The sequence below is a fragment of the Amycolatopsis sp. lyj-90 genome, assembly GCF_046549035.1.
GTDB lineage: Bacteria > Actinomycetota > Actinomycetes > Mycobacteriales > Pseudonocardiaceae > Amycolatopsis.
Genome location: NZ_JAJPWP010000004.1, coordinates 482,049 through 502,941, shown reverse-complemented (window position 1 = coordinate 502,941; position 20,893 = coordinate 482,049). Strand labels below are relative to the sequence as shown.

17 protein-coding genes are annotated in these 20,893 nt (G+C 69.0%); 12 read left to right on the top strand and 5 right to left on the bottom strand.

Going from position 1 to position 20,893, the window contains the following annotated elements:
• Positions 1 to 120 precede the first annotated feature (120 nt).
• The 4 genes from ACLJPX_RS17730 to ACLJPX_RS17715 all read left to right on the top strand — a co-directional run bounded on the left by ACLJPX_RS17730 (position 121) and on the right by ACLJPX_RS17715 (position 5,769).
• On the top strand, positions 121 to 540 hold the full coding sequence (locus tag ACLJPX_RS17730; protein ID WP_410601049.1) for a hypothetical protein: 420 nt from the start codon (positions 121 to 123) through the stop codon (positions 538 to 540).
• Complete coding sequence (locus ACLJPX_RS17725) at positions 509 to 3,385, top strand: BTAD domain-containing putative transcriptional regulator (RefSeq protein WP_410601048.1); 2,877 nt, start codon at positions 509 to 511, stop codon at positions 3,383 to 3,385. Before ACLJPX_RS17730 ends, ACLJPX_RS17725 begins: the two co-directional genes overlap by 32 nt.
• A gap of 549 nt (positions 3,386 to 3,934) precedes the next feature.
• Complete coding sequence (locus ACLJPX_RS17720; protein WP_410601047.1) at positions 3,935 to 5,134, top strand: sensor histidine kinase; 1,200 nt, start codon at positions 3,935 to 3,937, stop codon at positions 5,132 to 5,134.
• Positions 5,122 to 5,769, top strand: coding sequence for a response regulator (locus ACLJPX_RS17715; protein WP_101608120.1), 648 nt, complete (start codon positions 5,122 to 5,124; stop codon positions 5,767 to 5,769). The genes ACLJPX_RS17720 and ACLJPX_RS17715 overlap by 13 nt, the downstream gene beginning before the upstream one ends.
• A 52-nt stretch (positions 5,770 to 5,821) precedes the next feature.
• Here ACLJPX_RS17715 and ACLJPX_RS17710 read toward each other — a convergent pair whose 3' ends face one another.
• Entirely contained in the window at positions 5,822 to 6,961 is a 1,140-nt protein-coding gene (locus ACLJPX_RS17710; RefSeq protein ID WP_410601046.1) for an FAD-dependent monooxygenase, read from the bottom strand.
• Positions 6,962 to 7,079: 118 nt separating this feature from the next.
• On the opposite strand from ACLJPX_RS17710, the gene ACLJPX_RS17705 reads away from it, so the two are divergent.
• Complete coding sequence (locus ACLJPX_RS17705; protein WP_410601045.1) at positions 7,080 to 7,415, top strand: ArsR/SmtB family transcription factor; 336 nt, start codon at positions 7,080 to 7,082, stop codon at positions 7,413 to 7,415.
• A gap of 31 nt (positions 7,416 to 7,446) precedes the next feature.
• Here ACLJPX_RS17705 and ACLJPX_RS17700 read toward each other — a convergent pair whose 3' ends face one another.
• The 3 genes from ACLJPX_RS17700 to ACLJPX_RS17690 all read right to left on the bottom strand — a co-directional run bounded on the left by ACLJPX_RS17700 (position 7,447) and on the right by ACLJPX_RS17690 (position 12,535).
• Positions 7,447 to 8,868, bottom strand: coding sequence for an AMP-binding protein (locus ACLJPX_RS17700; protein ID WP_410601044.1), 1,422 nt, complete (start codon positions 8,866 to 8,868; stop codon positions 7,447 to 7,449).
• An 86-nt stretch (positions 8,869 to 8,954) separates the two neighbouring features.
• On the bottom strand, positions 8,955 to 9,614 hold the full coding sequence (locus ACLJPX_RS17695; RefSeq protein ID WP_410601043.1) for an MFS transporter: 660 nt from the start codon (positions 9,612 to 9,614) through the stop codon (positions 8,955 to 8,957).
• Positions 9,615 to 9,691: 77 nt separating this feature from the next.
• A complete protein-coding gene (locus tag ACLJPX_RS17690) occupies positions 9,692 to 12,535 on the bottom strand; it encodes an ATP-binding protein (RefSeq protein WP_410601042.1) in 2,844 nt (947 codons plus the stop codon).
• A 162-nt stretch (positions 12,536 to 12,697) separates the two neighbouring features.
• Here ACLJPX_RS17690 and ACLJPX_RS17685 point away from each other — a divergent pair, with 162 nt between their 5' ends.
• Both ACLJPX_RS17685 and ACLJPX_RS17680 read left to right on the top strand, forming a co-directional pair.
• Positions 12,698 to 14,233, top strand: a complete 1,536-nt coding sequence (locus tag ACLJPX_RS17685) for a S8 family peptidase (RefSeq protein ID WP_410601041.1) — start codon at positions 12,698 to 12,700, stop codon at positions 14,231 to 14,233.
• Between the two features lie 31 nt (positions 14,234 to 14,264).
• Positions 14,265 to 15,722 (top strand): trypsin-like serine protease, encoded by a 1,458-nt coding sequence (locus tag ACLJPX_RS17680; RefSeq protein WP_410601039.1) that lies wholly within the window; start codon positions 14,265 to 14,267, stop codon positions 15,720 to 15,722.
• Positions 15,723 to 16,189: 467 nt separating this feature from the next.
• Here ACLJPX_RS17680 and ACLJPX_RS17675 read toward each other — a convergent pair whose 3' ends face one another.
• Positions 16,190 to 16,471, bottom strand: a complete 282-nt coding sequence (locus ACLJPX_RS17675; protein ID WP_410601038.1) for a hypothetical protein — start codon at positions 16,469 to 16,471, stop codon at positions 16,190 to 16,192.
• Positions 16,472 to 16,613: 142 nt separating this feature from the next.
• On the opposite strand from ACLJPX_RS17675, the gene ACLJPX_RS17670 reads away from it, so the two are divergent.
• The 5 genes from ACLJPX_RS17670 to ACLJPX_RS17650 all read left to right on the top strand — a co-directional run bounded on the left by ACLJPX_RS17670 (position 16,614) and on the right by ACLJPX_RS17650 (position 20,878).
• A complete protein-coding gene (locus ACLJPX_RS17670) occupies positions 16,614 to 17,057 on the top strand; it encodes a hypothetical protein (RefSeq protein WP_410601037.1) in 444 nt (147 codons plus the stop codon).
• The gene (locus ACLJPX_RS17665) at positions 17,054 to 18,241 is read left to right on the top strand and encodes an ATP-binding protein (protein ID WP_410601036.1); all 1,188 of its coding nucleotides are present in this window, start codon (positions 17,054 to 17,056) and stop codon (positions 18,239 to 18,241) included. Before ACLJPX_RS17670 ends, ACLJPX_RS17665 begins: the two co-directional genes overlap by 4 nt.
• On the top strand, positions 18,238 to 19,548 hold the full coding sequence (locus ACLJPX_RS17660) for a tetratricopeptide repeat protein (RefSeq protein WP_410601035.1): 1,311 nt from the start codon (positions 18,238 to 18,240) through the stop codon (positions 19,546 to 19,548). Before ACLJPX_RS17665 ends, ACLJPX_RS17660 begins: the two co-directional genes overlap by 4 nt.
• 71 nt (positions 19,549 to 19,619) lie before the next feature.
• Complete coding sequence (locus ACLJPX_RS17655; RefSeq protein ID WP_101608130.1) at positions 19,620 to 19,814, top strand: hypothetical protein; 195 nt, start codon at positions 19,620 to 19,622, stop codon at positions 19,812 to 19,814.
• On the top strand, positions 19,811 to 20,878 hold the full coding sequence (locus ACLJPX_RS17650; RefSeq protein ID WP_410601034.1) for a serine hydrolase domain-containing protein: 1,068 nt from the start codon (positions 19,811 to 19,813) through the stop codon (positions 20,876 to 20,878). Before ACLJPX_RS17655 ends, ACLJPX_RS17650 begins: the two co-directional genes overlap by 4 nt.
• The last annotated feature ends 15 nt before the right edge of the window (positions 20,879 to 20,893 follow it).

Genomic DNA, 20,893 nt, shown 5'->3' with positions numbered 1-20,893 from the left:
CTTCCCCTGTTCCACCCCTCTTTGCCACTCACGGCCCCCGGACACCTGCTTTGCAAACTGTCCATTAGGGACACTTCCAGGCAGCGGTCGGCTCTCGCCTGATCGGGCCCGGACACCGGGATGATCGCCGAACCGACGGCGACCATCGCGGTCACGCTGATTTTCGTCACCCGTATCACGATCGACCTCCATCTCCGGCACATTGATCCGACTATCCTGAGCATGCGCGAAAGGCCCTTCCTGATTCGCGGAGGCATGCCGCTCAGTGAGCGACCGGTGAATCCTCGGCAGCCCGGCTACCCCACCAAGATGACCAAGATGCCCGCCCGCCCTGGCACGAATCTTGGATTCTCCTTGTATCCCGTGCCGGGACAGCGTGACGATATAGGGAAACAAAGACGTCTACTTCTGCGCCATCCGTCGACCCGGCCCCGATTCACCGTGAATTTCCGCTGTTCGACCGGCGCCACCACCCAGAACCGTCACGAATTTCCCCGAATCAATTCCGTTGACCATCGACTCGAAGGGGCCGACTTGTAAAACTCAAGGAATTCTGGGATTTTCCTTGTATCCTCCCTCGTACTTGACTCGGGGAGGAGGGGCATTGATCGAGTTCGGACTTCTGGGAGAGATAGAGGCCCGCTGGAACGGCGAGCCGATGGAACTCGGCCACAAGCGGCAGCGATCGGTGTTGGTGGTGCTCCTGGCCGAACCGAATCAAGTGATGTCCGCGGACCAGCTCATCGACCGGGTATGGGCTCGGCAACCACCTCGTGGTGCCCGTGGCACGCTGTATGGCTACCTGTATCGGTTACGGCAGGCGTTGGCCGAAGCCTCGGACGTCGACATCGTGCGAAGATCCGGCGGTTACGCGCTGAGCGTCGACCTCAAGGCCGTGGACCTGCACCGATTTCGTGATCTGATCGGCAGAGCCAACGAGGCCGACGGGGAATGCGCGCTGACCCTGTTCGACGAGGTGCTCGGACTGTGGCGGGGCGAAGCCTTCGCCGGGATCGATCTTCCTTTCGTCAATGCCCTGCGGGACACGGTGAACAAAGAGCGGCTCGCGGCTCAGTTGGACCGTAACGACCTCGCGTTACGCCTTGGACAGCACGCCGTGGCGCTGCCCGCTCTCGCTGCCATGGCCGCCGAGAATCCGCTGAACGAACGGGTGGCCTGCCAACTGGTGCTGGCCCTGTATCGCGACGGCCGTGCGGCCGAGGCGTTGGAGCACTACGAGCAGATACGAAGACGGCTGGCCGACGAGTTCGGTGCCGACCCCGGGTCCGCCTTGCGGGAGTTGTATCACCGGCTGCTGACGGCCGATCCGGCCTTGTCCGCCCCCGTCGTTCCCGGCAGGCCGGGTACACCGCCGCGGCAGCTTCCCTCACCGCCCGGGTCGTTCGTCGGACGGGCTCGCGAACTCGCCGAACTCGACGGCTTCCTGGCCACGCGGGGCGACACCGATATCGTCGCCACGATCGATGGCAGCGGCGGCATCGGCAAGTCCTGGCTGACCTTGCACTGGGCTCACCGCAACCTCGACCAGTTCCCGGACGGCCAGCTGTACTGGGACCTTCGCGGGTTCGATCCGGCGGCAGGCCCCGTGCCGCCGACCGTCGTACTCTGCGGCTTCATCGAGGCTCTCGGTATCGATCCCGAAACGATCCCGACGGGTACCGATGCCCAGGCCGGACTGTTCCGCAGTGTGACCGCCCGCCGCAGGATGCTGATCATTCTGGACAACGCCAGGGATTCCGCCCACGTCCTGCCGCTTCTGCCAGGGTCACCGTCTTGCACCGTCGTGGTCACGTCGAGGAACCAGCTCACCAGTCTGGCCGCCTCGCACAACGCTCGACGGCTCACGGTGAAAGCGCTGAACACAGCGGAGGCGACCGAGCTGCTGACCCGCAAACTGGGCAGGGAGCGGGTGATCTCCCAGCCCGAGGCCGTCGCCGAGCTGCTGGGTCATTGCGCCGGTCTTCCTCTGGCGTTGGGCATCGTGGCGGCGCGCGCCTGCACCAACCCCGGTTTCCCGCTGGCAGTACTGGCCGACGAGCTACACGATGTTTCCACCCGCCTCGACGCTCTGGACACCGGCGAGCCGACGAGCAGCGTTCGTGCGGTGTTTTCCGCCTCGTACCAAGCCCTGCGACCGGATGTCGCGAGGGTGTTCCGGCTGCTGGGCCTCGTATCGAGCCCCGATATCAGCCTCGCGGCGGTGGCGAGTCTCGCCGGTCAGCCCAAGGCCGGCACGCACATCGCCATGCGCGGCCTCGAGGCGGCGCATCTCGTGCAGCAGCCTGTCCCCGGCCGATATCGAATGCACGACCTCGTCCGGCTGTATTCGGCCGAACACGCGCAGTGCGACGAGCCTGCCGATTCCCGAACGGCGGCGGTTCGGCGATTGTGTCTTTTCTATCTCCAGACGGCGTATGCCGCGGACCGCCTCGTCTATCCTCAGCGCCCGCCGATCACGCTGTCCTCGGCGGAAACCGGCGGTGTGCCGCATTCGATAGTGGACCGCGCTTCCGCGATGACCTGGTTCGAACAGGAGTTTCCCTGCCTGCTCGCAGTTCAGCACCTTGCCTCCGAGCAGGGCTGGGACACGCTCGTGTGGCAGCTGGCCTGGGTGCTGCACAGTTTCTTCTGGCGGTCCGGCGACTGGCATGACTGCGTCACCGCTTGGAGTCTCGGCGTGGCCGCGGCCGACCGGCTCGGAGCGCCCGACGTCCAGGCTTTGGCTCGTCGCAACCTCGGCGAGGCCTGCGCCCACGTGGGTGACCACGACGGAGCTCTCAAGAATCTCGAGCACGCACTCGAACTGGCCGAGTCGAGCGACGACCGGGCCGCGTTGGTGCTCACCCACCGATCGCTGTCAGTCGCGTGGGAGCAGCAAGGAGACGACAAGCGCGCGTTAAGGCACGCCGAGGACATGCTGCGACTCTGCGAAGACATCGGGGACCATCTGGGAACCGCCGACGCACTGCACGGGATCGGCTGGCTCCAGGCCCGGCTCGGCCAGCACCGTCGAGCGACCGCCACCTGCGAGCAGGCTCTCGCGCTTGTCAAGCAGCATGACCGTCGCGAGGCCGAAGCCGCCGTCCTCGACAGTCTCGGCTACATAGCCCACCACTCCGGACAACGGGCCATGGCGCTGAAACACTTTCACCAAGCGCTCGCACTGTGCCGGGACCTGGGCAACACCCATATCGAGGCGGAGGTCCAGGTCCACCTCGGCGAAACACTCCGCGCGGACGGCGAACACGGTCAGGCTCGCCAGGCATGGCAACGCGCCCTTCAGCTCTATGAAGAACAGCACCGCGTGGCGAAGGCCGAGAGTCTCCGACAGGAACTGGCCGCCGTGCCGCCCTCTGCACCGTGAGCCGGAAAACGACGATCCCAGCTTTCGCCCAGATCCTCCAGGGAAGATGAGTGACACCTGGCCGTCAGGTGACCCACCGAGACCAGGCGGACGAACGAACAACGAACGCTGAGGGAAGAATGCGACAAGTCAAAGGACTCCTAGTGGTATGGGCATCGGCCGGCGTACTCGGCCTGATCGCACCGGGCCTCCCATTCGCTTCGCACGAAGCGGCCGCGTCCACGGCGAAAGCCGGCACCGTACCTCCGCCGGACTACTCACCGGCCGGAACCGCTTGGTGCACCAACAGCACCCCTGCCGGAAATTGGGAACCCTGTTGACCTAGCGAGGCAGGTGGCCCGATCTCGCGTTGCCGCAGCGATCACGTCGTGTCGAGGGGTCACGACGTGGTACCGGCTCGGCTCGCGGCGGTCGCGCCCTCGACACAGGCGACATCGGCCTTGTCGAGGGCGCGATGAGCGGCATCGAGGGTGTTCGCGGCTTCACGAGGTCCTGATACGAGCGGGACCTGCGGTGACGCCGCCGCGGCCCGGATGGAAGACTGTCCGGGTGATCACCCGGCTGCGGTCCTGTTGGTCCGCGATCCGGTACCTGGCAATCGGCGCGGCCTCGTCCATGGTCGCCTGGTTCGCTCTCATGGGCATGATCTTCGTGCTGCTGATGTGCCCGTTCGGCGTCGGGATCCCGGCGTTGCCGATCGCGCTCCAGCTGATCCGGCGTCCGGTCAACTTCGAACGACGGAGGGCCGCGCGCCTGCTGGGCGAGCCGATCCCCGAGCCGTACCGCGCCGGGAACCCGGTGACGGATCCGGCCTCACGGCGGGACCTCGGCTGGCTCGCCTTCCACGCCGCCACCGGTTTGGTCATCGGGACGTTCGCCATCGCGCTGCCGCTCGGCGGCCTCCGGCAGATCATTTCCGCGATCGTCTGGCCGTCGGTGAACGGTGGCGTGGAGAGCTCGCTCGGGTTCATGGTGACGTCCTGGCCACTCGCGGCGCTCAGCGCGATCACCGGCGCGGGCATGATCGCGCTGATGTTCCTCTTCCCCAAGGTCGCCCGTTGGCAGGCCACCGTCGCGAGGAAGCTGCTCGCTCCCGCGCCCGGGGTCGTGCTGACCGACCGCGTCGTCGAACTGGCCGCGTCCCGCGCCGCCGCGCTGGAGGCGCACGGCGCCGAACTCCGTCGTCTCGAACGGGATCTGCACGACGGGACGCAGGCGAGGATCGCCGCCGTGGTGCTGCAACTGGGGATCGCCGACTCGATTTTCGAGAAGAATCCGGAAAAGGCCCGGGAGTTGCTGGGCAAGGCGCAGGACACCGCTACCGGCGCGCTGGCCGAACTGCGGACCGTCGTGCGCAGTATCTATCCGCCGCTGCTGACCGACCGCGGCCTCGACGGCGCCGTCACCGCGCTGGCGGACCGCTGCCCCGTTCCGTGCACCGTGGACGTTCTCAGCAGCAGCCGTCGCCCGGCCGCTGTCGAAGCCGCCGCCTACTTCGTCGTCGCCGAGATGCTGACCAACATCACCAAGCACTCCGGCGCCGAACACGCCTGGATCACGCTCGACGGTACCGCCGACACCCTGCTCATCGAAATCCGTGACGACGGCCACGGTGGCGCCGACGAATCCGGCGGCAGCGGCCTGTCCGGGATCCGCAAGCGCGCCGAAGCGTTCGACGGGACCTTGAAGCTGACCAGCCCGGCCGGTGGGCCGACCGTACTGAAAGTGGAGCTGCCATGCGGGTCGTGATCGTCGAGGACGACGCGTTGTTGCGCGAAGGCCTGGTGTTGCTGCTGAACACCTCGGGCATCGACGTCACCGCGGCGGTGGACAATGTGGACGAATTCCTCGACCTGGTCACCAAGGAACGGCCCGACGCGGTGATCACCGACGTCCGGCTGCCGCCGACCCACACCGACGAAGGCCTCCGGGCCGCCGTCAAAGCGCGGAAGATGTACCCCGGGCTACCCGTCCTCGTGCTGTCTGCCCACGTCGAAACCGGCTACGCGGCCGAACTCCTGGCCGACGGCAAGGGCGCAGTCGGGTACTTGCTGAAGGAACGGGTCGGGAAGGTCGAGAAGTTCCTCGACGCACTGGACCGGGTCGTCAAGGGCGGGACGGCCATGGACCCCGAGGTCATCACCCAGCTGATGGCGCACCGCCGGGCGACCGACCCGCTCGAAGGGCTGACCGCGCGGGAACGCGAGGTGCTCGGGCTGATGGCGGAGGGGTACAACAACACGACCATCGCCGAACTGCTGGTGGTGAGCGATGGCGCGGTGCACAAGCACATCCGGAACATCTTCGCGAAGCTCGGGTTGCCGGAGGACAGCGGGCATCGGCGGGTTTTGGCGGTTTTGGCTTACCTGGGTGGAAAGGGCTGAGTCCGTCCTTTCGGGACGGTTGGCCGGTCACGCGGGACCGTGTGGATTTCTGCTACTCGATCTTTGCGTCCGCGGTTTCGCGAGAGGTGAGACCGACCGCGCGACCCACCGTGTTGCGTACCACGAGGCCTGATCGGGTACTGGGCACCATGAGCCGGGAGAGCAGGCCGACGCGTCGCTGCCGCGGTCGCACTTCGCGGCGGAGCCGCGACTCGTAGGCGGCGAAGGCGCGGGCGTGATCGCCGTGGTGGGAGGCGAGTTCTGCCGCGAGGGCATAGGCTCCTGCCATCGCCATGCTGGACCCGTCGCCCAGCAGGGCCGTGGCCGCCGCCGCGTCCCCGAGCAGAACGACCCGTCCACGGGACCACGAGGGCATCCGGACGGTCGTCAGGGGGTCGAAGAACGGGGCCGGGTGGTCGAGGTACGCCGCCACGAGTTCCGGCGCCCGCCACCGCACGCCGGCGTACGCGTCGGCCACGGTTTGCTTGTGCAGAGCGATGTTCTTGCGGTCGTGGGGCTCCTGCCGAGCGGCCCGGAAGGTGAAGATCGCGAGCGGTGTGGTGCGCGACGGGTGGACGACCAGCATCCGGTTCGGCACGGTCAGCATCGTCAGCTCGCTCGGATCGTCGATGGCGTCGGGTTCCAGCGGGACGGTCGCGCCGTAGAGACCCAGGTCGCTCACGAACTGCCGTTCGGGCCCGAACACCAGACGCCGGATGGTCGAGTGCATCCCATCGGTACCGACCACCAGGTCGAAACGCCGTGGCGCGGACCGCCGAAAGGTGACGTCGACTCCGCCTTCGTCCTGATCGAGTGCGGTGACCGTGTCGTCGAACACGAACTCGGCATCGTCCCGCGCCGACCGGTGGAGGACCTCGGACAGGTCGGCCCGGGTCACCTCGACCGTCGGCGACCCTTCCGAGGAGGTGGGAAGCCGCAGGATTCGTTTGCCGTCCGGGTCGAGCAGGGTCAGCGACCGATTGCGGGTGGCGACCTCGCGCAACCGCGGGACGATGCCCATCCGCTCGGCGACCGGTATCGCGGGCCCCTTCACGACGATCGCGCTGCCACCGGAGCGCAGCTGCCGGGCATGCTCGACGACGGTCGGCCGGTATCCGTTCCGGGCGAGCCAGTACGCGAGCGCGGGCCCGGCGATTCCGGCGCCGACCAGCAGCACCTCGGGCTTCTTCATGACAAGACCTCTCGGAGCGCCGACGACCGCGTTCCGGCCGCCTAGGTACGATTGATTTCGTACCTGAGTAGAACACGCCCCTGAGGTACGATGCAAGACGTACCTGAGGGAGGTGTCCGTGGCCGGAAGGAACCTGGTCGGTCCAGAGGTCGATGCGCTCGAGCTGGGTGTGGTGCTTCGCGCTCTCGCTGACGAGCACCGTCGTTCGGTGATGACGGAGCTGGCCGCCGACCGCACCGACGGCGAGCGAGGCTGCAACTCGTTCGCTCTCCCGATCTCGAAGCAGACCCAGACCCACCACTTCCGGGTCCTGCGCGAAGCAGGCCTCATCGACGAGATCGACTACGGCAACCGCAAGGGCGTCCGCCTACGACGCGCGGACGTCGAGAGCAGGTTTCCCGGACTGCTCGCACTTCTGGAAGCCGAACACCAGGATGGAACTGCTCCTCACTGAACAGAGTCCCTCGTCTCGCGGCCGATCTCGTTCAGGCGATGTGACGATCGTGTCCAGACCAGAAGGGCGCGCGTAACGCCCGCTTGTCGACCTTGCCGATCGCGGTCATCGGCAACGCGTCGGCGAAGTCCACATCGGACGGCACGAAATGCTCGCCTCCGAAGAATTCCCTGGCGTGCGTTCGGATCTCGTCAGCCGTCAGCGCTCCTGAAGACACCGGCACGACCACGGCGTGCACCCGCTCCCCCTCGCCGCCTTCACCCGGGACGCCGAACACGGCCACCGAGCGGACCAGCGGATGCCGTGCGAGCGCGTTTTCGACCACGGTCGAGAACACCTTGGTGCCGTGCTCGCCGGTGACGATGACGTCGTTCGCACGGTCCAGCAGGTACAGGTACCCCTCGTCGTCGAACCGGCCGAGATCCCCTGTCCGCAACCATTCGGCACCGATCGGCGGCGCGCCGTGATAACCGTCCATCATCGACAGTCCGCGGACCAGGATCTCACCGTCGTCGATCCGCGCCTCCATACCCGGAACGATCCTGCCCACGGATTCGAGCCGCTCCGGCCATCCGTCGAGCTCCGCCGCGGAGATACTCGCGATCATCGGCGCCTCGGTGAGGCCGTAGCCCTGCCCGACCACCGGCCCGAACATCTCCAGCGCCTGAGCCAGCCGTCGTGGCGGAAGCGGCGCGGCACCCACCGAAAGCTGCCGCACGCTACTGACGTCGGTCGACGCCATGGCCGGATGATCGAGCACCGCCGCCAGCCGCGCTGGCGTGAGCGACAGTGAGGTGACCCGGTGTTCCGCGATCGCGTCCAGTACGGTGCCCGCGTCGAAACCCTTCTGCAGCACGACACTTTCCCGCCGCAGGATCGCCCCGAGCACGGTGGCGTTCCCGGTCATGTGCGTCATCGGGGCGATCAGCAGTGTGCGCCCCGGCCCCGCCGGATCCGGCGCGAAGATATGCGCCATCCCGTCGTAGATCCCGCTGTGCCGGATGAGTTTCGGCACCCCCGTGGTTCCCCCGGTGGGAAAGATGACGGTGACCGACCCCGGCAGGGCGGAAGGCTCGATACCTTCACGGGCCACCAGTTCGTCGAGCTCGATCACCCGCGCGTCACCGGCGGGCCATCCTGTCACCTGATCGGTCACCAGCGTCGTGACCCCGGCCGCCGACACCGCCGCGAGCCGATCCGGCAGGCTCGCCGAAGCGGCGACGAGCAGCACCGTGGCACCCCGGAGCTGCGCGGCGACTTGCAGGAGAACGGTCTCCGGCCGGTTGCCCGCGTCGATGGCGACGATCCCGCCCTCAGGCAGCCCCGCGTACAACCGGGACACCAGGTCGAGCGCCTGCGCGTAGCTGGTCACCTGGCCGTCCTGTACGAACAGCGCTTCGTCACCGGCGGACCGGAGAACACCCAGCACCCGGGTCAGGAACAGACTTTCCACAGTCCGGACCCTAACCCAGCGGGGACGCAGGACCCGTCGGCGTCAGGGTCGTAGGCGCCTCCGAAGCGAAGCCGAGGTCGCCCGCGTCAACCGAGCGGCGGACCTTGGGGCTGGTACGGCATCGGGCGGGCCGAGGGTTTCGCCGTCACCATCGTGACGATGCCGATGATTCCGGCGACGACGAGCGCGACGAAGGCGAACAGCGCGGCCACCAGGTACACCACGCGGAAACCGGTGGCGTCCGAGAGCAGCCCGCCGAGGAACGGCGCGATCGCCAGGGCCAGGACACCGAGGCCCGCGAGCACCCCGGCCGTGGCGCCACGACCGGTGCGGAGCCGCCGGATCAGTGCGACGGTCACGCCGATGGCCGCGCCCGCGCCGAGTCCGGTGAGCACCCGCGCGACCAGGAACAGGGCACCGCTGGGGGTGAAGGCGACCAGCAGCGCGCCGAGGAGCATCAAGAAGATCGCGGGAACGGTCACCGATGTCGGGAAGCGCGCACCGGGCAGCAGTCCGGCGGGGAAGGCGATCGCGGCCGCGACGAGGTACGCGACGAGCCCGCTCAGCAGCAGCGACTCATGGGACATGCCCAGCTCGATCTGCAGGGTCGCCCGGCCGTCGAAGCGGTAGATCACGGTGAGCAGGAAAAGGCCGATGAGCGCGGCGAACCCCGGCCCGATGACCAGCCACCAGGGCGGTCCGGCGGTCTGCTGCGGGTCGCCCTGCGTCGGCGTCGGCACGTACATGCGCACAACCTATAGCGACCGGAGACACGGATGGACCACTTCGCGGAAAAGCCACGGATGGTCGTACCCGCTACGGTTCAGAGCCGGACATCGCGCCGGGAGGACGCGTCGAGTTTGCGGAGCACGTTGGCGACGTGGTCCTCGACGGTGCGCCGTGAGATGAACAGGGCTTGGGCGATCTCCCGGTTGGTGTGGCCGTTGGCCAGCAGGCGTGCGACGTCGTGTTCGCGCGGCGACAGCTGGGTGCCGTAGCTGCGGCGGCCGCGGACGGACGGGATGACGGTGCCGGTGCTGCGGATGTGGTGACGGCAGCGGGCCGCGTCGACGGTGGCGCCCAGGGCGTCGAACGTGACGGCCAGCTCGCGGAACACCGTGGGATCGGCGCCGGTGATGCGAGCGGCCTGGTCTGCGCACTGGGCAGCGCGGTAGCGCTGCCCGAGTTCCTGGTATCGCAGCTGCGCGTCTCGGTAGTGCCGGTCCGCGGCGTCACGCTCTCCCGCCGCGGCGGCCAGCTGTGCCTGGCACACCGTGAGCGCCATCCGCGCCGACGGCGCGTCGATGCCGTCCAGTTCCTCCTCGGCCTCCGCGACGAGTCGCCGCGCGGCATCGGGCTCGTCGTCGGCGAGATAGCACGCGACCGCTTGGGGGACGATCTCGGCGGTCCACGCCCAGGAACCCTTCGCGCGGAGCAGGGCGAGTCCGCGCTCCGCGTGCGCGCGAGCCGCGATGTCGTCCCGGCCGAGGAGCATGGCGGCCATCCCGCCCGCCGCGGCCACCGCCACCGGGATCACCGCCGTCGGGTGAATGTCGAGGGCGGCGTGGAATCCGTGTTCGGCGGTCAGCCAGTCACCGCGTGCGGCGGCCAGCCAGCCGATGACCAGATTCAGTTCGTTCGCGATGAGCGGCAGATGGGAGTAGGCATGGATCAGCGCCTGAACCCGCTCGGCCAGCCCTGACCACTCGCCCGCGAGCCAATCCAGCCGGGCCGCGGTGGCTTCGGCTGTCGCCACCACGTAGTCGGCACCCGTCCGTGAGGCCATCGCCAACCCGGTGTGCAGGAACGTGCGCCCCTGCCGGTCCCGGCCGGTCCACGAACACGCGTCGGCCAGGTTGGCGTGGGCCCGGGCGAGGTGCCTGATCTCGGCGGGGTCGTCGACGTCGTTGGGCGCGGGCAGCAGGGAGATCCGGTCCCAGACGCCCGGGTCACCGACGATGAGCTGCCCGCCGAGCACCGTGGCCAGGACCGCCGTGCGCGCGGGACGCCGCGGCAGCCGGGCGAGCAGGTCCTCCACCCGCAGAAGCCAGGCCCGGTGATCGGCCGCGGTGGCGATGTCCAGGTACGGCACGGAGAGCAGTGCCATCCCGGACGCGACGCGCTCGGGCTGGTCACCCAGAAGTTCTATCGCGTGGGTGATTTCGGCACAGCCACGGTCCAGCATGGACTCACGCACCAGCAGGGTGCCGAACCACAGACGCATCTCGCCGCGGACGTCGGCGGTCAGCCTGGGGTCCGACAACAGCGTCTCGATGCGCCTGATCACGTCGGCGTCGGGCAGCCCTGCCAGCGCGTACCCGCAGAGTTTGGCGGCCAGCCGGTTCACGTCCGCGGCGGGCACGTCGCGGTCGGAGACCACTTGGGAGAGCAGGTCCACCGCGGTGGACATGTCCTTCGCCCCGGCGGCGGTGTCCGCGGCGCTTTCGCTGTACCGCAGCCATTCTTCCGGCATACCCGCCTCGGCGCAGTGCCTGGCGAGCCGCGCCGCCGGCCACCCGGGCACGTCGGCCAGCACGCGGACCGCGGCGGCGTGCAGCTCCCGCCGTCGCGGTCCGGGCAAGGCCGAGTAGACCGCCCGCCGCGCCATGCCGTGCCGGAGGCCGTACCGGTTCGGCGGATCTTCCGACAACACACCGGAACGCACCAAGTTCACCACCGGGTGCGTTCCGGGTGCCCCCGCGACCGCCGCGAGGATCTCCACCGGCGCCGCGTCGTCCAGCACCGCGGCCGCCTCGGCGACCGCGCGCTCCGGCTCGATCAGCCGGTGCAGTCGTTCGAGTACCGACTCCTTCACCAGGACAGGCACCTCGACCGCGGCCAGGAGCCGTCCCGCCGTCACCCCCTCGCTCCGGGTGTCCACGAGCCGGTCACGCAGCGCTCGGCCCGTTTCCGTGACCACGAAAGGAACTCCGCCGGTCTCGCGCAGAGCCGCTGTCGCGAACGACTCCGAAACGACGCCGCCCGTCACGGCTTCGATCAGGGCCCGTACCTCCGGTTCCTCGAACGGTCGCAGTCCCAGGTGCTTGGTGAGGACCTCGGGCGGTGGGTGCACGACCGGTCCCAGCGGGGCATCGCCGGAGAGTTCCTCACGCCGGTAGGTGACGACCAGCGACAGTCCGGGCGGCGGATCCGTGAGCAGAAATCTCAGCACCTGCCGGGTGTCTTCGTCCGCCCAGTGCACGTCTTCGACCACGAGGACGGCCTGCCCGAGCTCGCGCACCAGCGCGCAGACCGCCCGGAACATCCGATGACGCTCGGCCTCCGGGTGGTCCAGCGGCGGCGGTGCCGGGGGCAGGAGATCGGCCAGCTCCGGCAGGTGTCCGCGCAGTGCGCCGGTCACCGGATCGGGACGGCCCATCCTGTCCCCCGCCCGCCCGAGACAGTCGAGCAACGGGCCGTAAGGGAAGGGTTCGTCCAACGGCTGACAGGTACCGACGGCCATCCACAGGTCCCTGGCGCGCACCGCCGTCGCGAGGGCGCCGACCAAAGTGGTCTTCCCCGCCCCCGCCTCACCTTCCACGAACACCACCGCGGGCGGGCGGATGACGACGTCGATCAGGGTGGCCAGGTCCGCGGCCCGGCCGACCATCGGGAGCGATCGTCCGCGCGCCGTCTTACCGCCCATCGTCACCTCCGCGCTGGTCACACCGGTTCCGGGAGGTCGCAACGATACGTCGGAGGGGTACCACCGCGTAACCCTGATCGCGGTAATGCCGTACCCCTCCGGGGTCTCACCACGATTGTTTCCCCTCCGCCCGCGCCGAATGGTGAAGCGGTGCGCCAGGCGCACACGGGAAAGGGAGGAAAGATGCAGAAGGCCCGGATAACTCTAGGTCTGGTCGGCATCGCGGCCGCACTGGCGACGGTGAGTCCCGCCGCGTCGGCCGCGACGCCCGAAAGCGATGTCGTGCAAGCCCGGCAGCCCATCGCCGGTCGCTACATAGTGGTCCTCCGGGACGGCGCGCAGGCGGCCGCTCAGGGCGGGGCCGCCTCGTTGACCCAGCGCTACGGCGGTGCGGTCGTCGACACCTACGCGTTGACCCTGAACGGTTTTTCGGTCCGGGACCTGAGCGAGCGGCAGGCCCGGCGACTGGCCGCCGACCCGGCCGTGCGGACGGTGCACCAGGACGGCGTCGCACGTGCCGCCGGCGAACAGCCGAACCCGCCGTCGTGGGGGCTGGACCAGATCGACCAGCGCACCAAGACCCTGGACAAGAAGTACGTCTACCCCAACGGCGGTGAGGGTGTCACCGCGTACGTCGTCGACTCCGGGGTGGGTATCCAGCACGCCGAATTCGAGGGCCGGGGAGCGCACGGCCGCGATTTCATCGACAACGACAACGACGCGAGCGACTGCTTCTGGCACGGCTCCCACGTGGCGGGCACCATCGCGGGCAAAACCGTCGGCGTCGCCAAGAAGGCCAAAGTGGTCGCGGTCCGCTCTCTGGGCTGTGGCGGCTCCGGACCGGATTCGGCGACCGTGAGCGGACTGGAATGGGTGGCCGCCAACGGCGTCAAACCGGCCGTGGTCAACCTGAGCCTGGTCATGGACACCCTCGGCGTCGGCGACGCCCAGGTGAAGGCGTTGGTGGACAAGGGTTTCGTGGTCGCCGTCGCCGCGGGCAACAACGGACAGGACGCCTGCACGGCCAGCCCCGGCCGGACTCCCGAAGCGTTGACCGTCGGCTGGATCAACCAGGGCGGCGGCCGGAGCGGGAACTACGGGAAGTGTGTCGACCTGTTCGCCCCGGGCGGCAACATCTACTCCACCGACCACACCGGCGGCTTCCGTACCGGCAGCGGCACCTCGATGGCCTCACCGCACGGCGCGGGGGCGGCGGCGCTGTACCTCGCCGCGAATCCCGGCGCGACACCGCAGCAGGTACGCGACGCGCTCGTCCGCAACGCCTCGCCGGGGCTGGTGACCGATCCCGGCGCGGGTTCGCCGGACGCGTTGCTCTACACCGGATTCATCGGCGGTGGCACGCCGACCAAGTGCGGCGTCAAGTCCAACGACGAGGACGTGTCCATCCCCGACGCCGGGGCCACCGTGGGCAGCACCGTGACCCAGAGCGGCTGCGACGGCAACGCTCCGGTGAGCTTGGCCGTACGGGTGGACATCGACCACACCTACTCGGCGGACCTGGCGATCGACCTGATCGGACCGAGCGGGGCCACGCTGCCCGTCAAACCGGCGGGCGGGATCGGCGAGGCGGGTGGTGTGCACCAGACCTTCACGGTGAACGCCTCCGGCGAGAACGCCAACGGCACTTGGAAGCTCCAGGTGCGCGACGTCCACCGCTTCGACACAGGCACCTTGACCGGCTGGTCGGTCACGTTCTGATCGGGAACAACCCTGCGAACCGAGGAGCACGATGAGAACAGCGCGTCTGGTCACCGCCGTCGCCATGGCACTGGCCGTGATCACTTTGCCCGCGATCGGGACGGCGAGTGCCGAACCCACCGCGATCGCCGCGACACCCACCGATCAGCTGCGGCCCCCGGACATGGGGACCAGGGTGGTCAACGGACAACGCACCACCGTACGGGAAAACCCTTACATCATCGCGGGTCTGCGAGCGGGTGGCGGCGGCCCGCAGGGACAGTCCTGCACCGCTTCCGTCGTCGGCAAACGCAAGATCATCACCGCGGCGCACTGCATGATCGACGTCGGCGGGGCGAAGAGCTACCTCTACGGCGACGACGATCTGAACACCCCGGGCGACGAAACCTTCCGCACCCCTGTCGCCTCCTACAAGGTGCATCCCCGCTACACCGGCCCGAACTCGTGGCAGACCGGCTACGACGTCGCGGTGATCACCACCGAGGCCGACCTGCCCGTTCCGGAGAACCAGTGGGCCAAGGTGGCCGGATCGGGTGATGCCGGGCTGACCGCACCGGGGAAGTCGGGCACCGCCGTCGGCTACGGAAAGACCTCGTCCGGCGGTGGTTCCGGCGTCCTGTACAAGACCACGATGCCGGTCAACGACGCGAACAACTGCCAGGTGTTCAACGTGCGGGTGAATCCCGACCTCATGGTGTGCGTCGGGTACGACGACGGACGCACCGCCACCTGCTCCGGTGACAGCGGCGGCCCGTTCATCGTGGACGGTGTGATCGTCGGCGTCGTTTCGTGGGGCGCGTCCGGATGCGACCGCTACAGCATCATGGCCCGGCTCACCAACGAGATGGGTGACTGGGCGCGCGGCGAGATCGGCGGCACTCAGCCCGGTGACGGGAAGTTCGGCGTCTCCCTCAGTCCGGCGGCGGGCAAGGTCGAGCCCGGCAAGTACATCTCGACCTCCGTCGTGACCAAGGCGGGCGACTCGGGACCCGAAAAGCTCGAGCTGACCGCGACCGGCCTGCCCGCCGGCGCGACGGCCACGTTCCAGCCCGGTTCGTCCGTCGACTCCGGAGACGTCGCCAAACTCACCGTGGAGACCGCGGCGAGCACTCCGAAAGGCACGCACCGGATCACCGTCACGGCGAAAGGCCCGTCCGGTACCAAGTCCGCCGACTACACCCTGACCGTCGGCGACGGCGGCACCACGGAAGGACCGAAGCCGACCGTCTCCCCCGGTGCGGGAACGGTGACACCCGGCTCGTTCGTCAACGCGACCGTCACCGTCGCCGGAGGAACGGGCAACAGCACACTCACCGCGACGGGCCTGACGTTCAGCCCGATGTTCCAGCCCTCCAGCGTCGCCCCGGGCGGTACGTCGCGCATGTCCGTCGCCGCTCCGTTCCAGCGCGGCACCTACAAGATCACCATCACCGCCACCGACAGCACCGGCAAAACCGGTACGGCCGAATACAGCCTCACCGTCCAATGAGGTGATCCGACGCTGTGGAGCCCATGACCGTGGGAGGTCATGGGCTCCACAGCTCGGGTGTCGCGAGAGCCACTTTCGGGACATCAGACGTCGCGAAAGTGGCTTTCGCGACACCGGGGATGGCGACCGCGCGCAACGCCTGAGTCATGCTCCGGCCGGGTGAGTCGTGAGAGCGTAAGGGGGTTGTGGGCGAGCGGGGAGGATTTGGGACATTGAACGTCCCAAATCCTCCCCGCTCGACCGCCGGTCGTGAGGTTGTGTGGGTGTGGGCACGGTCTTGATCGACCCGGCCCATCGACGATGAAGGAATCGGGACACTCGACGTCCCGATTCCTTCATCGTCAACACCCGGCACACGTTGAGCCGCCACGCTCGAACGTGCCATCGCGGACACTTCGCCTTCGCCCTGCTCACGCGCAGGTAGGCAAATACCGGTCGTGCTGACCCGAAACGCCACTCACGACCCGTCAGCGTCTCCGGGTGGGAGGAGGAGTGCGGCGCGGCGTCGTCGGGCGCTTCGCGGTCGTCGTGGAGCGATGAGCCGTGGTCCGCGTCGTCTCCGGGGTCAGCCGGGTCGTGGTGGTCGCCGGGGTCTCCGGCGGTGACGACGTCGCAGTCTTCAGAGGACTGGTCGCCGGGGCCTTCGTGGTCGTCCCGGGCAGCACCTGGCCGGTCCCCGACCCGCCCCCGGCGCACGCGCCGAGCAGCACACCCGCGCCCACGACCAGGCCACAACACCACACCCGCATGAGCCGGGACCCTAACAGCCGCCCTCTCCCCGGCCGGCCCTTTCCGAAGGATTCGCTTGTGGTCTCTTCGGCCCTTTTGGACTCCGGACACAGCCGCCAGGGTGGCGTCGACCCCTGAGCTCAAACGCGAGAGAGAACCACAATGACGGGAGACAACAGCCCCGAGCTGGTCGCTGAACTGGACCGCCTCGACGAGGCTGTCAAAGCGGCGCCCGCGGGAGACACGGCGGCGCAGATCGCGCTGTGGCGGCAGGTGACCCGCTTGGAGCACTGGTTCTTCATCGCGCGCGGTCAGGCCGACCGGCCCCGTCCCTACGCCGTCGCCGCCGAGCAGGGGCCGATGATCTGCCTCTACAGCAGTGCGGCGAGGGCGAACGAAGCCGCCCGCGCTCTCGGCCTGGCCGTCCCGGAGGGCGAGGCGGTGCCGCTGTTCAGCGTGCCGATGCCGGCCGCGATCGACTACCTCGCCGCGTTCGCCGAGTCCGGAGTGGTCGGTGTGACGCTGGACCATCCGCGGATCGGCCACTACATCCCGCTGGCGAACCTGGGTCTGCTCAAGGGCTGGATCGCAGGAGCGGCACGGTGACCGATGCCGATCGAAGCGACGGTTTCCTCGAGGTGATCGCGCGCGAGGTGGAGGCCGACCCCGGCAATCTGGCGCTGCGCGAGGACTTCATCACGCTGCTGCTGGAGCAGGACCCGGATCGCGCCGCCACCGAACTGACGGCGTTCGGGGCCCACGGCGGTGATCCGGCGCGGATCCGCTTGCTGCGCGCCCGGCTGATGGCCGCGCGGTTGCGCACCTCGAACCCGCCGCCCGCCGAGACCGTTCCGTCCCCGGCCGACGAGGACCGCCAGTACGGCGGCGCCGCTGTTGCAGCGTCGCTGTGGGACACCGAGCGCCCGGCGGTGACCCTGTCCGACGTCGCGGGTCTCGCCGACGTCAAGCGGCACCTGGACACCACGTTTCTCGCTCCGCTGCGCAATCCGGAGCTGGCGGCGGCGTTCGGGCAGAAGCCGGGCGGATCGCTGCTGATGTACGGCCCGCCCGGGTGCGGCAAGACGTTCATCGCCAGGGCGATCGCCGGCGATCTCGGCGCGTCCTTCCTCCACGTGACCCTCGCGGACCTGCTCAGCAGGTGGATCGGTGAGAGCGAGAAAGCGATCCAAAGCGTGTTCCGCGACGCACGCGCGGCAGCGCCGTGCGTGATCTTCTTCGACGAGTTCGACGCGCTCGGCGGACGGCGCACCTCCGGTGGAGGCGGGTCTCACTCGATGCGGATGCTCGTCACCCAGCTGTTGGAAGAGCTCGACGGCGTGGACGGCGCGAACGACGGGGTCTACTTCCTGACCGCGACGAACCGGCCGTGGGACATCGACTCCGCGCTGCGCAGGCCGGGCCGGATCGACAAGACGGTGCTGGTGCTGCCGCCGGACGCGGTCGCCAGGGCGGCGATCGTCCAGGGCACGCTGGCGGGCAAGCCCGCGGACGACGTCGATGTCGTGGCCGTCGCCGCGGCGACCGAGGGGTTCTCCGGTGCCGATCTCGGTCACTTGACGACCACCGTGCTGCAGCAGGCGATGGTCGAGTCGATGAGCAGGGGCGAGCTGATACCGGTCACCACCGCCGCGCTGCTGGCCGCGGCCGGTGGCATCGTCCCGTCCACGACGTCCTGGTTCGACCAGGTGGCGCCGGTGCTGGAGTACGGCGTCGACGACGGCACCTTCGATCAGCTCCGGGCGTACCGGGTCAAGCGAGGAATGCGATGAGCGACTTCGGCCGCACGCCCGCCGACGACGCGGATGCCCTGGAGCGGACCCTGGACCTGGCCTGGGAGCTCTTCGCGGCACAGCCGGAGCATCCCAAGGTCGCCGAGCTGGCGCTGCAGGTGCTCGCGGCCCAGCCTCAGCGGAGCAGCGTTTCGCTGTTGCTCGGCAATCACCGCGAGTTCTGCGGCGAGGCTGACGAGGCGCGCCGTCTGTACCTCCAGGTGGCGGGTCGCCGCGACGGCCAGTTCGTCAACGCGGCTCGTGCCCTTCGGCATCTGGCGTTCGCCGAGCGCGATCATCCCGAGGCGCTGCGGTGGGCGGACACCGTGCTGGCGGAGGAGCACGAGGACTGGGACGACTGGATGGAGCTGGGGTCCGCCCAGGCGCTTTGCGGGGAGCACGAGGAAGGGTGGCGCCAACTCGACGAGGCTGTCGCCCTGTGCGCCCGGACGGTGCCGGACGAACTGCCCAAGGCGCTCGGGAAACGCGGGGTGTATCTGCTGGGCAGCCTCGCACCGGTCGACCGGTTCGTCCACGCGGCGGAGGAGGCCATCCGGGCCGATGCGGCGAACTCCTGGGTCGCGCTGATGCTCGGCTGGTCCTACCTGGTGCAGTACCGGTTCACCGACGCCGAACAACTCGGTCTGCGACTGCTGCGCGAGGATCCGACCGAAGACCTGGCGCAGAACCTCGTGGGGACGGCCCGGACGATGCTGCGGGTCGCCGAGAACGCTCAAGCCAAAGACATCACCCTGGAGGACATCCGCCGCACCGGGGTGATCGAGCTGGGGTGGCAGCAACTGCGCGACCGGATGCTCGGCACCGACCTGGCTTCCGCGCTGGCGGCGTTGGACGACGTCCTGCCCGCCGACCTGCGCGCCACTCTGCGACCGGGAATCTCGATCTCCGATGAGCCCGAGGCCGACAAGATCGGATCCATGGTCGCGGAGGATCTGGTGGCCTGGCACGACGGTCAGCAGCCCGGCTCCGGCTCCGCCTGGAGCCTGGCCGAGCCGTTCCGCCTGCTGTCGGCGGCCGAGATCATCGCCATGAGCGCCGAGATCGAGGCCGACCAGGCGGCGCACCCCGACTGGCCCGAGAACGAGGTCTGGGAACAGGTGATGACCGACGACGCCGGGACGTACCTGGTCGCCGTCGCGTTCGGGACCCTGGTCAAGCGCCGGCCCGGACACCCCGACGAGCCCGTCGCCGCGTCGATGGCGGATTGGGTCTGGGACCGGGTGGCGGGCTTCGGCGGGCCGGATCCGCGACCGGCACCCCGGAAGACCGACGAGCTCCCGGGGTAGCGCCAGCACCACCCCGCAATCGGGGGTCACTCCCCTACTCCACGAGCCCGCCGCTCTTTAGCGTATTTCCCATGAGCGACACCAAAAACTCCAGCGGCGCCCTCGTCACCGCCTCTCTCTGGCTGGTCCTTCTCGTCAGCGCCGCCGCCAACTCGATCGGCCAGTTCGCGGGACTGGACTGGACCTTCCGCATGGCCGCGGGCGCCGTCTCGGTCGTCTGCATCGTGCTTCTGATCATCCGCTACCTGGCGCGGCGCAAAGCGTGATCGGAAAGCTGTCGCTCCTCGTCGCGGCCACCTTGCTCACGCAGACCTTCCCGGCGCACGCCGCCCAGGACTCGCTTCACCGGGCCGCACAGGAGATCGTCGACCTGGGCGCGACCGGCGTCCAGATCCGTTCGGTCCGGGACGGCCGGGTCCGGACGGTGGCCGCGGGGGTGGCCGATCTGGTCACCCACGAGCCGGTTTCCACCGAGGGACGGTTCCGGATCGGCAGTACCACCAAGCCGTTCGTCGCGACCGTCCTCCTGCAACTGGTGGCGGAGCACCGGATCCGGCTGGACGACCCGATCGAGGAGCACCTTCCCGGGCTCCTGCCGGACGGGAAGACGATCACCGTCCGGATGCTGCTCCAGCACACCAGCGGACTGTACGAGTACCTCCGCAACATGCCACTGACGAGCGACGACTTCCCGAAGTACCGCTTCAAGCACTTCGAACCCGAGGATCTCATCGAGATCGCCGCCGCGAAGCCCCTGGACTTCCGGCCGGGCACCGCCTATTCCTACTCCAACACGAACTATGTCGTGCTGGGCATGCTGATCGAGCGGATCACCGGACGGCCTTGGGGCGCCGAGGTGACCGAGCGGATCTTCCTGCCACTGGGCATGGACCACAGTTCCGCGCCCGGGGACCGGATCCGCATCCCCGGCAGGCACGCCCGCGGGTACCAGCAGGCCGGTCGGTCCCTTGTGGACGTGACCGAGATGAATCCCAGCCTGGCGGGTTCCGCCGGGGCCCTGATTTCGACGACGGCCGACCTCGACAGGTTCGTCCGGGCCTTGGTGGGTGGGAGACTGCTCCCCCGCACGCTGTTCGCCGAGATGACCCGGCCCCTGCCGTTCACCGGCGGGTACGCGCTCGGGCTCGAAACGCGGACGACGCCGTGCGGCGTGACCGTGATCGGCCACAGTGGCGGCATTCCCGGTTACGGCACCGTCGCTTTCGCCAGTCTCGACGGGACACGCCGGGTACTGGCTTCGTTGACCTTCGGGCACGGTCCCGGCGACGACGCCGTCCGCGCCCTCGTCGACAAGGTCGTCTGCGCCTGAACGCTCGGCCCGCCC

Bases quoted from the DNA above. Each gene is read 5' to 3' on its own strand.
- ACLJPX_RS17730 (WP_410601049.1), top strand. From the start codon at position 121: ATGATCGCCGAACCGACGGCGACCATCGCGGTCACGCTGATTTTCGTC.
- ACLJPX_RS17715 (WP_101608120.1), top strand. From the start codon at position 5,122: ATGCGGGTCGTGATCGTCGAGGACGACGCGTTGTTGCGCGAAGGCCTG.
- ACLJPX_RS17710 (WP_410601046.1), bottom strand. From the start codon at position 6,961: ATGAAGAAGCCCGAGGTGCTGCTGGTCGGCGCCGGAATCGCCGGGCCC.
- ACLJPX_RS17695 (WP_410601043.1), bottom strand. From the start codon at position 9,614: ATGTACGTGCCGACGCCGACGCAGGGCGACCCGCAGCAGACCGCCGGA.
- ACLJPX_RS17685 (WP_410601041.1), top strand. From the start codon at position 12,698: ATGCAGAAGGCCCGGATAACTCTAGGTCTGGTCGGCATCGCGGCCGCA.
- ACLJPX_RS17680 (WP_410601039.1), top strand. From the start codon at position 14,265: ATGAGAACAGCGCGTCTGGTCACCGCCGTCGCCATGGCACTGGCCGTG.
- ACLJPX_RS17675 (WP_410601038.1), bottom strand. From the start codon at position 16,471: ATGCGGGTGTGGTGTTGTGGCCTGGTCGTGGGCGCGGGTGTGCTGCTC.
- ACLJPX_RS17670 (WP_410601037.1), top strand. From the start codon at position 16,614: ATGACGGGAGACAACAGCCCCGAGCTGGTCGCTGAACTGGACCGCCTC.
- ACLJPX_RS17660 (WP_410601035.1), top strand. From the start codon at position 18,238: ATGAGCGACTTCGGCCGCACGCCCGCCGACGACGCGGATGCCCTGGAG.
- ACLJPX_RS17655 (WP_101608130.1), top strand. From the start codon at position 19,620: ATGAGCGACACCAAAAACTCCAGCGGCGCCCTCGTCACCGCCTCTCTC.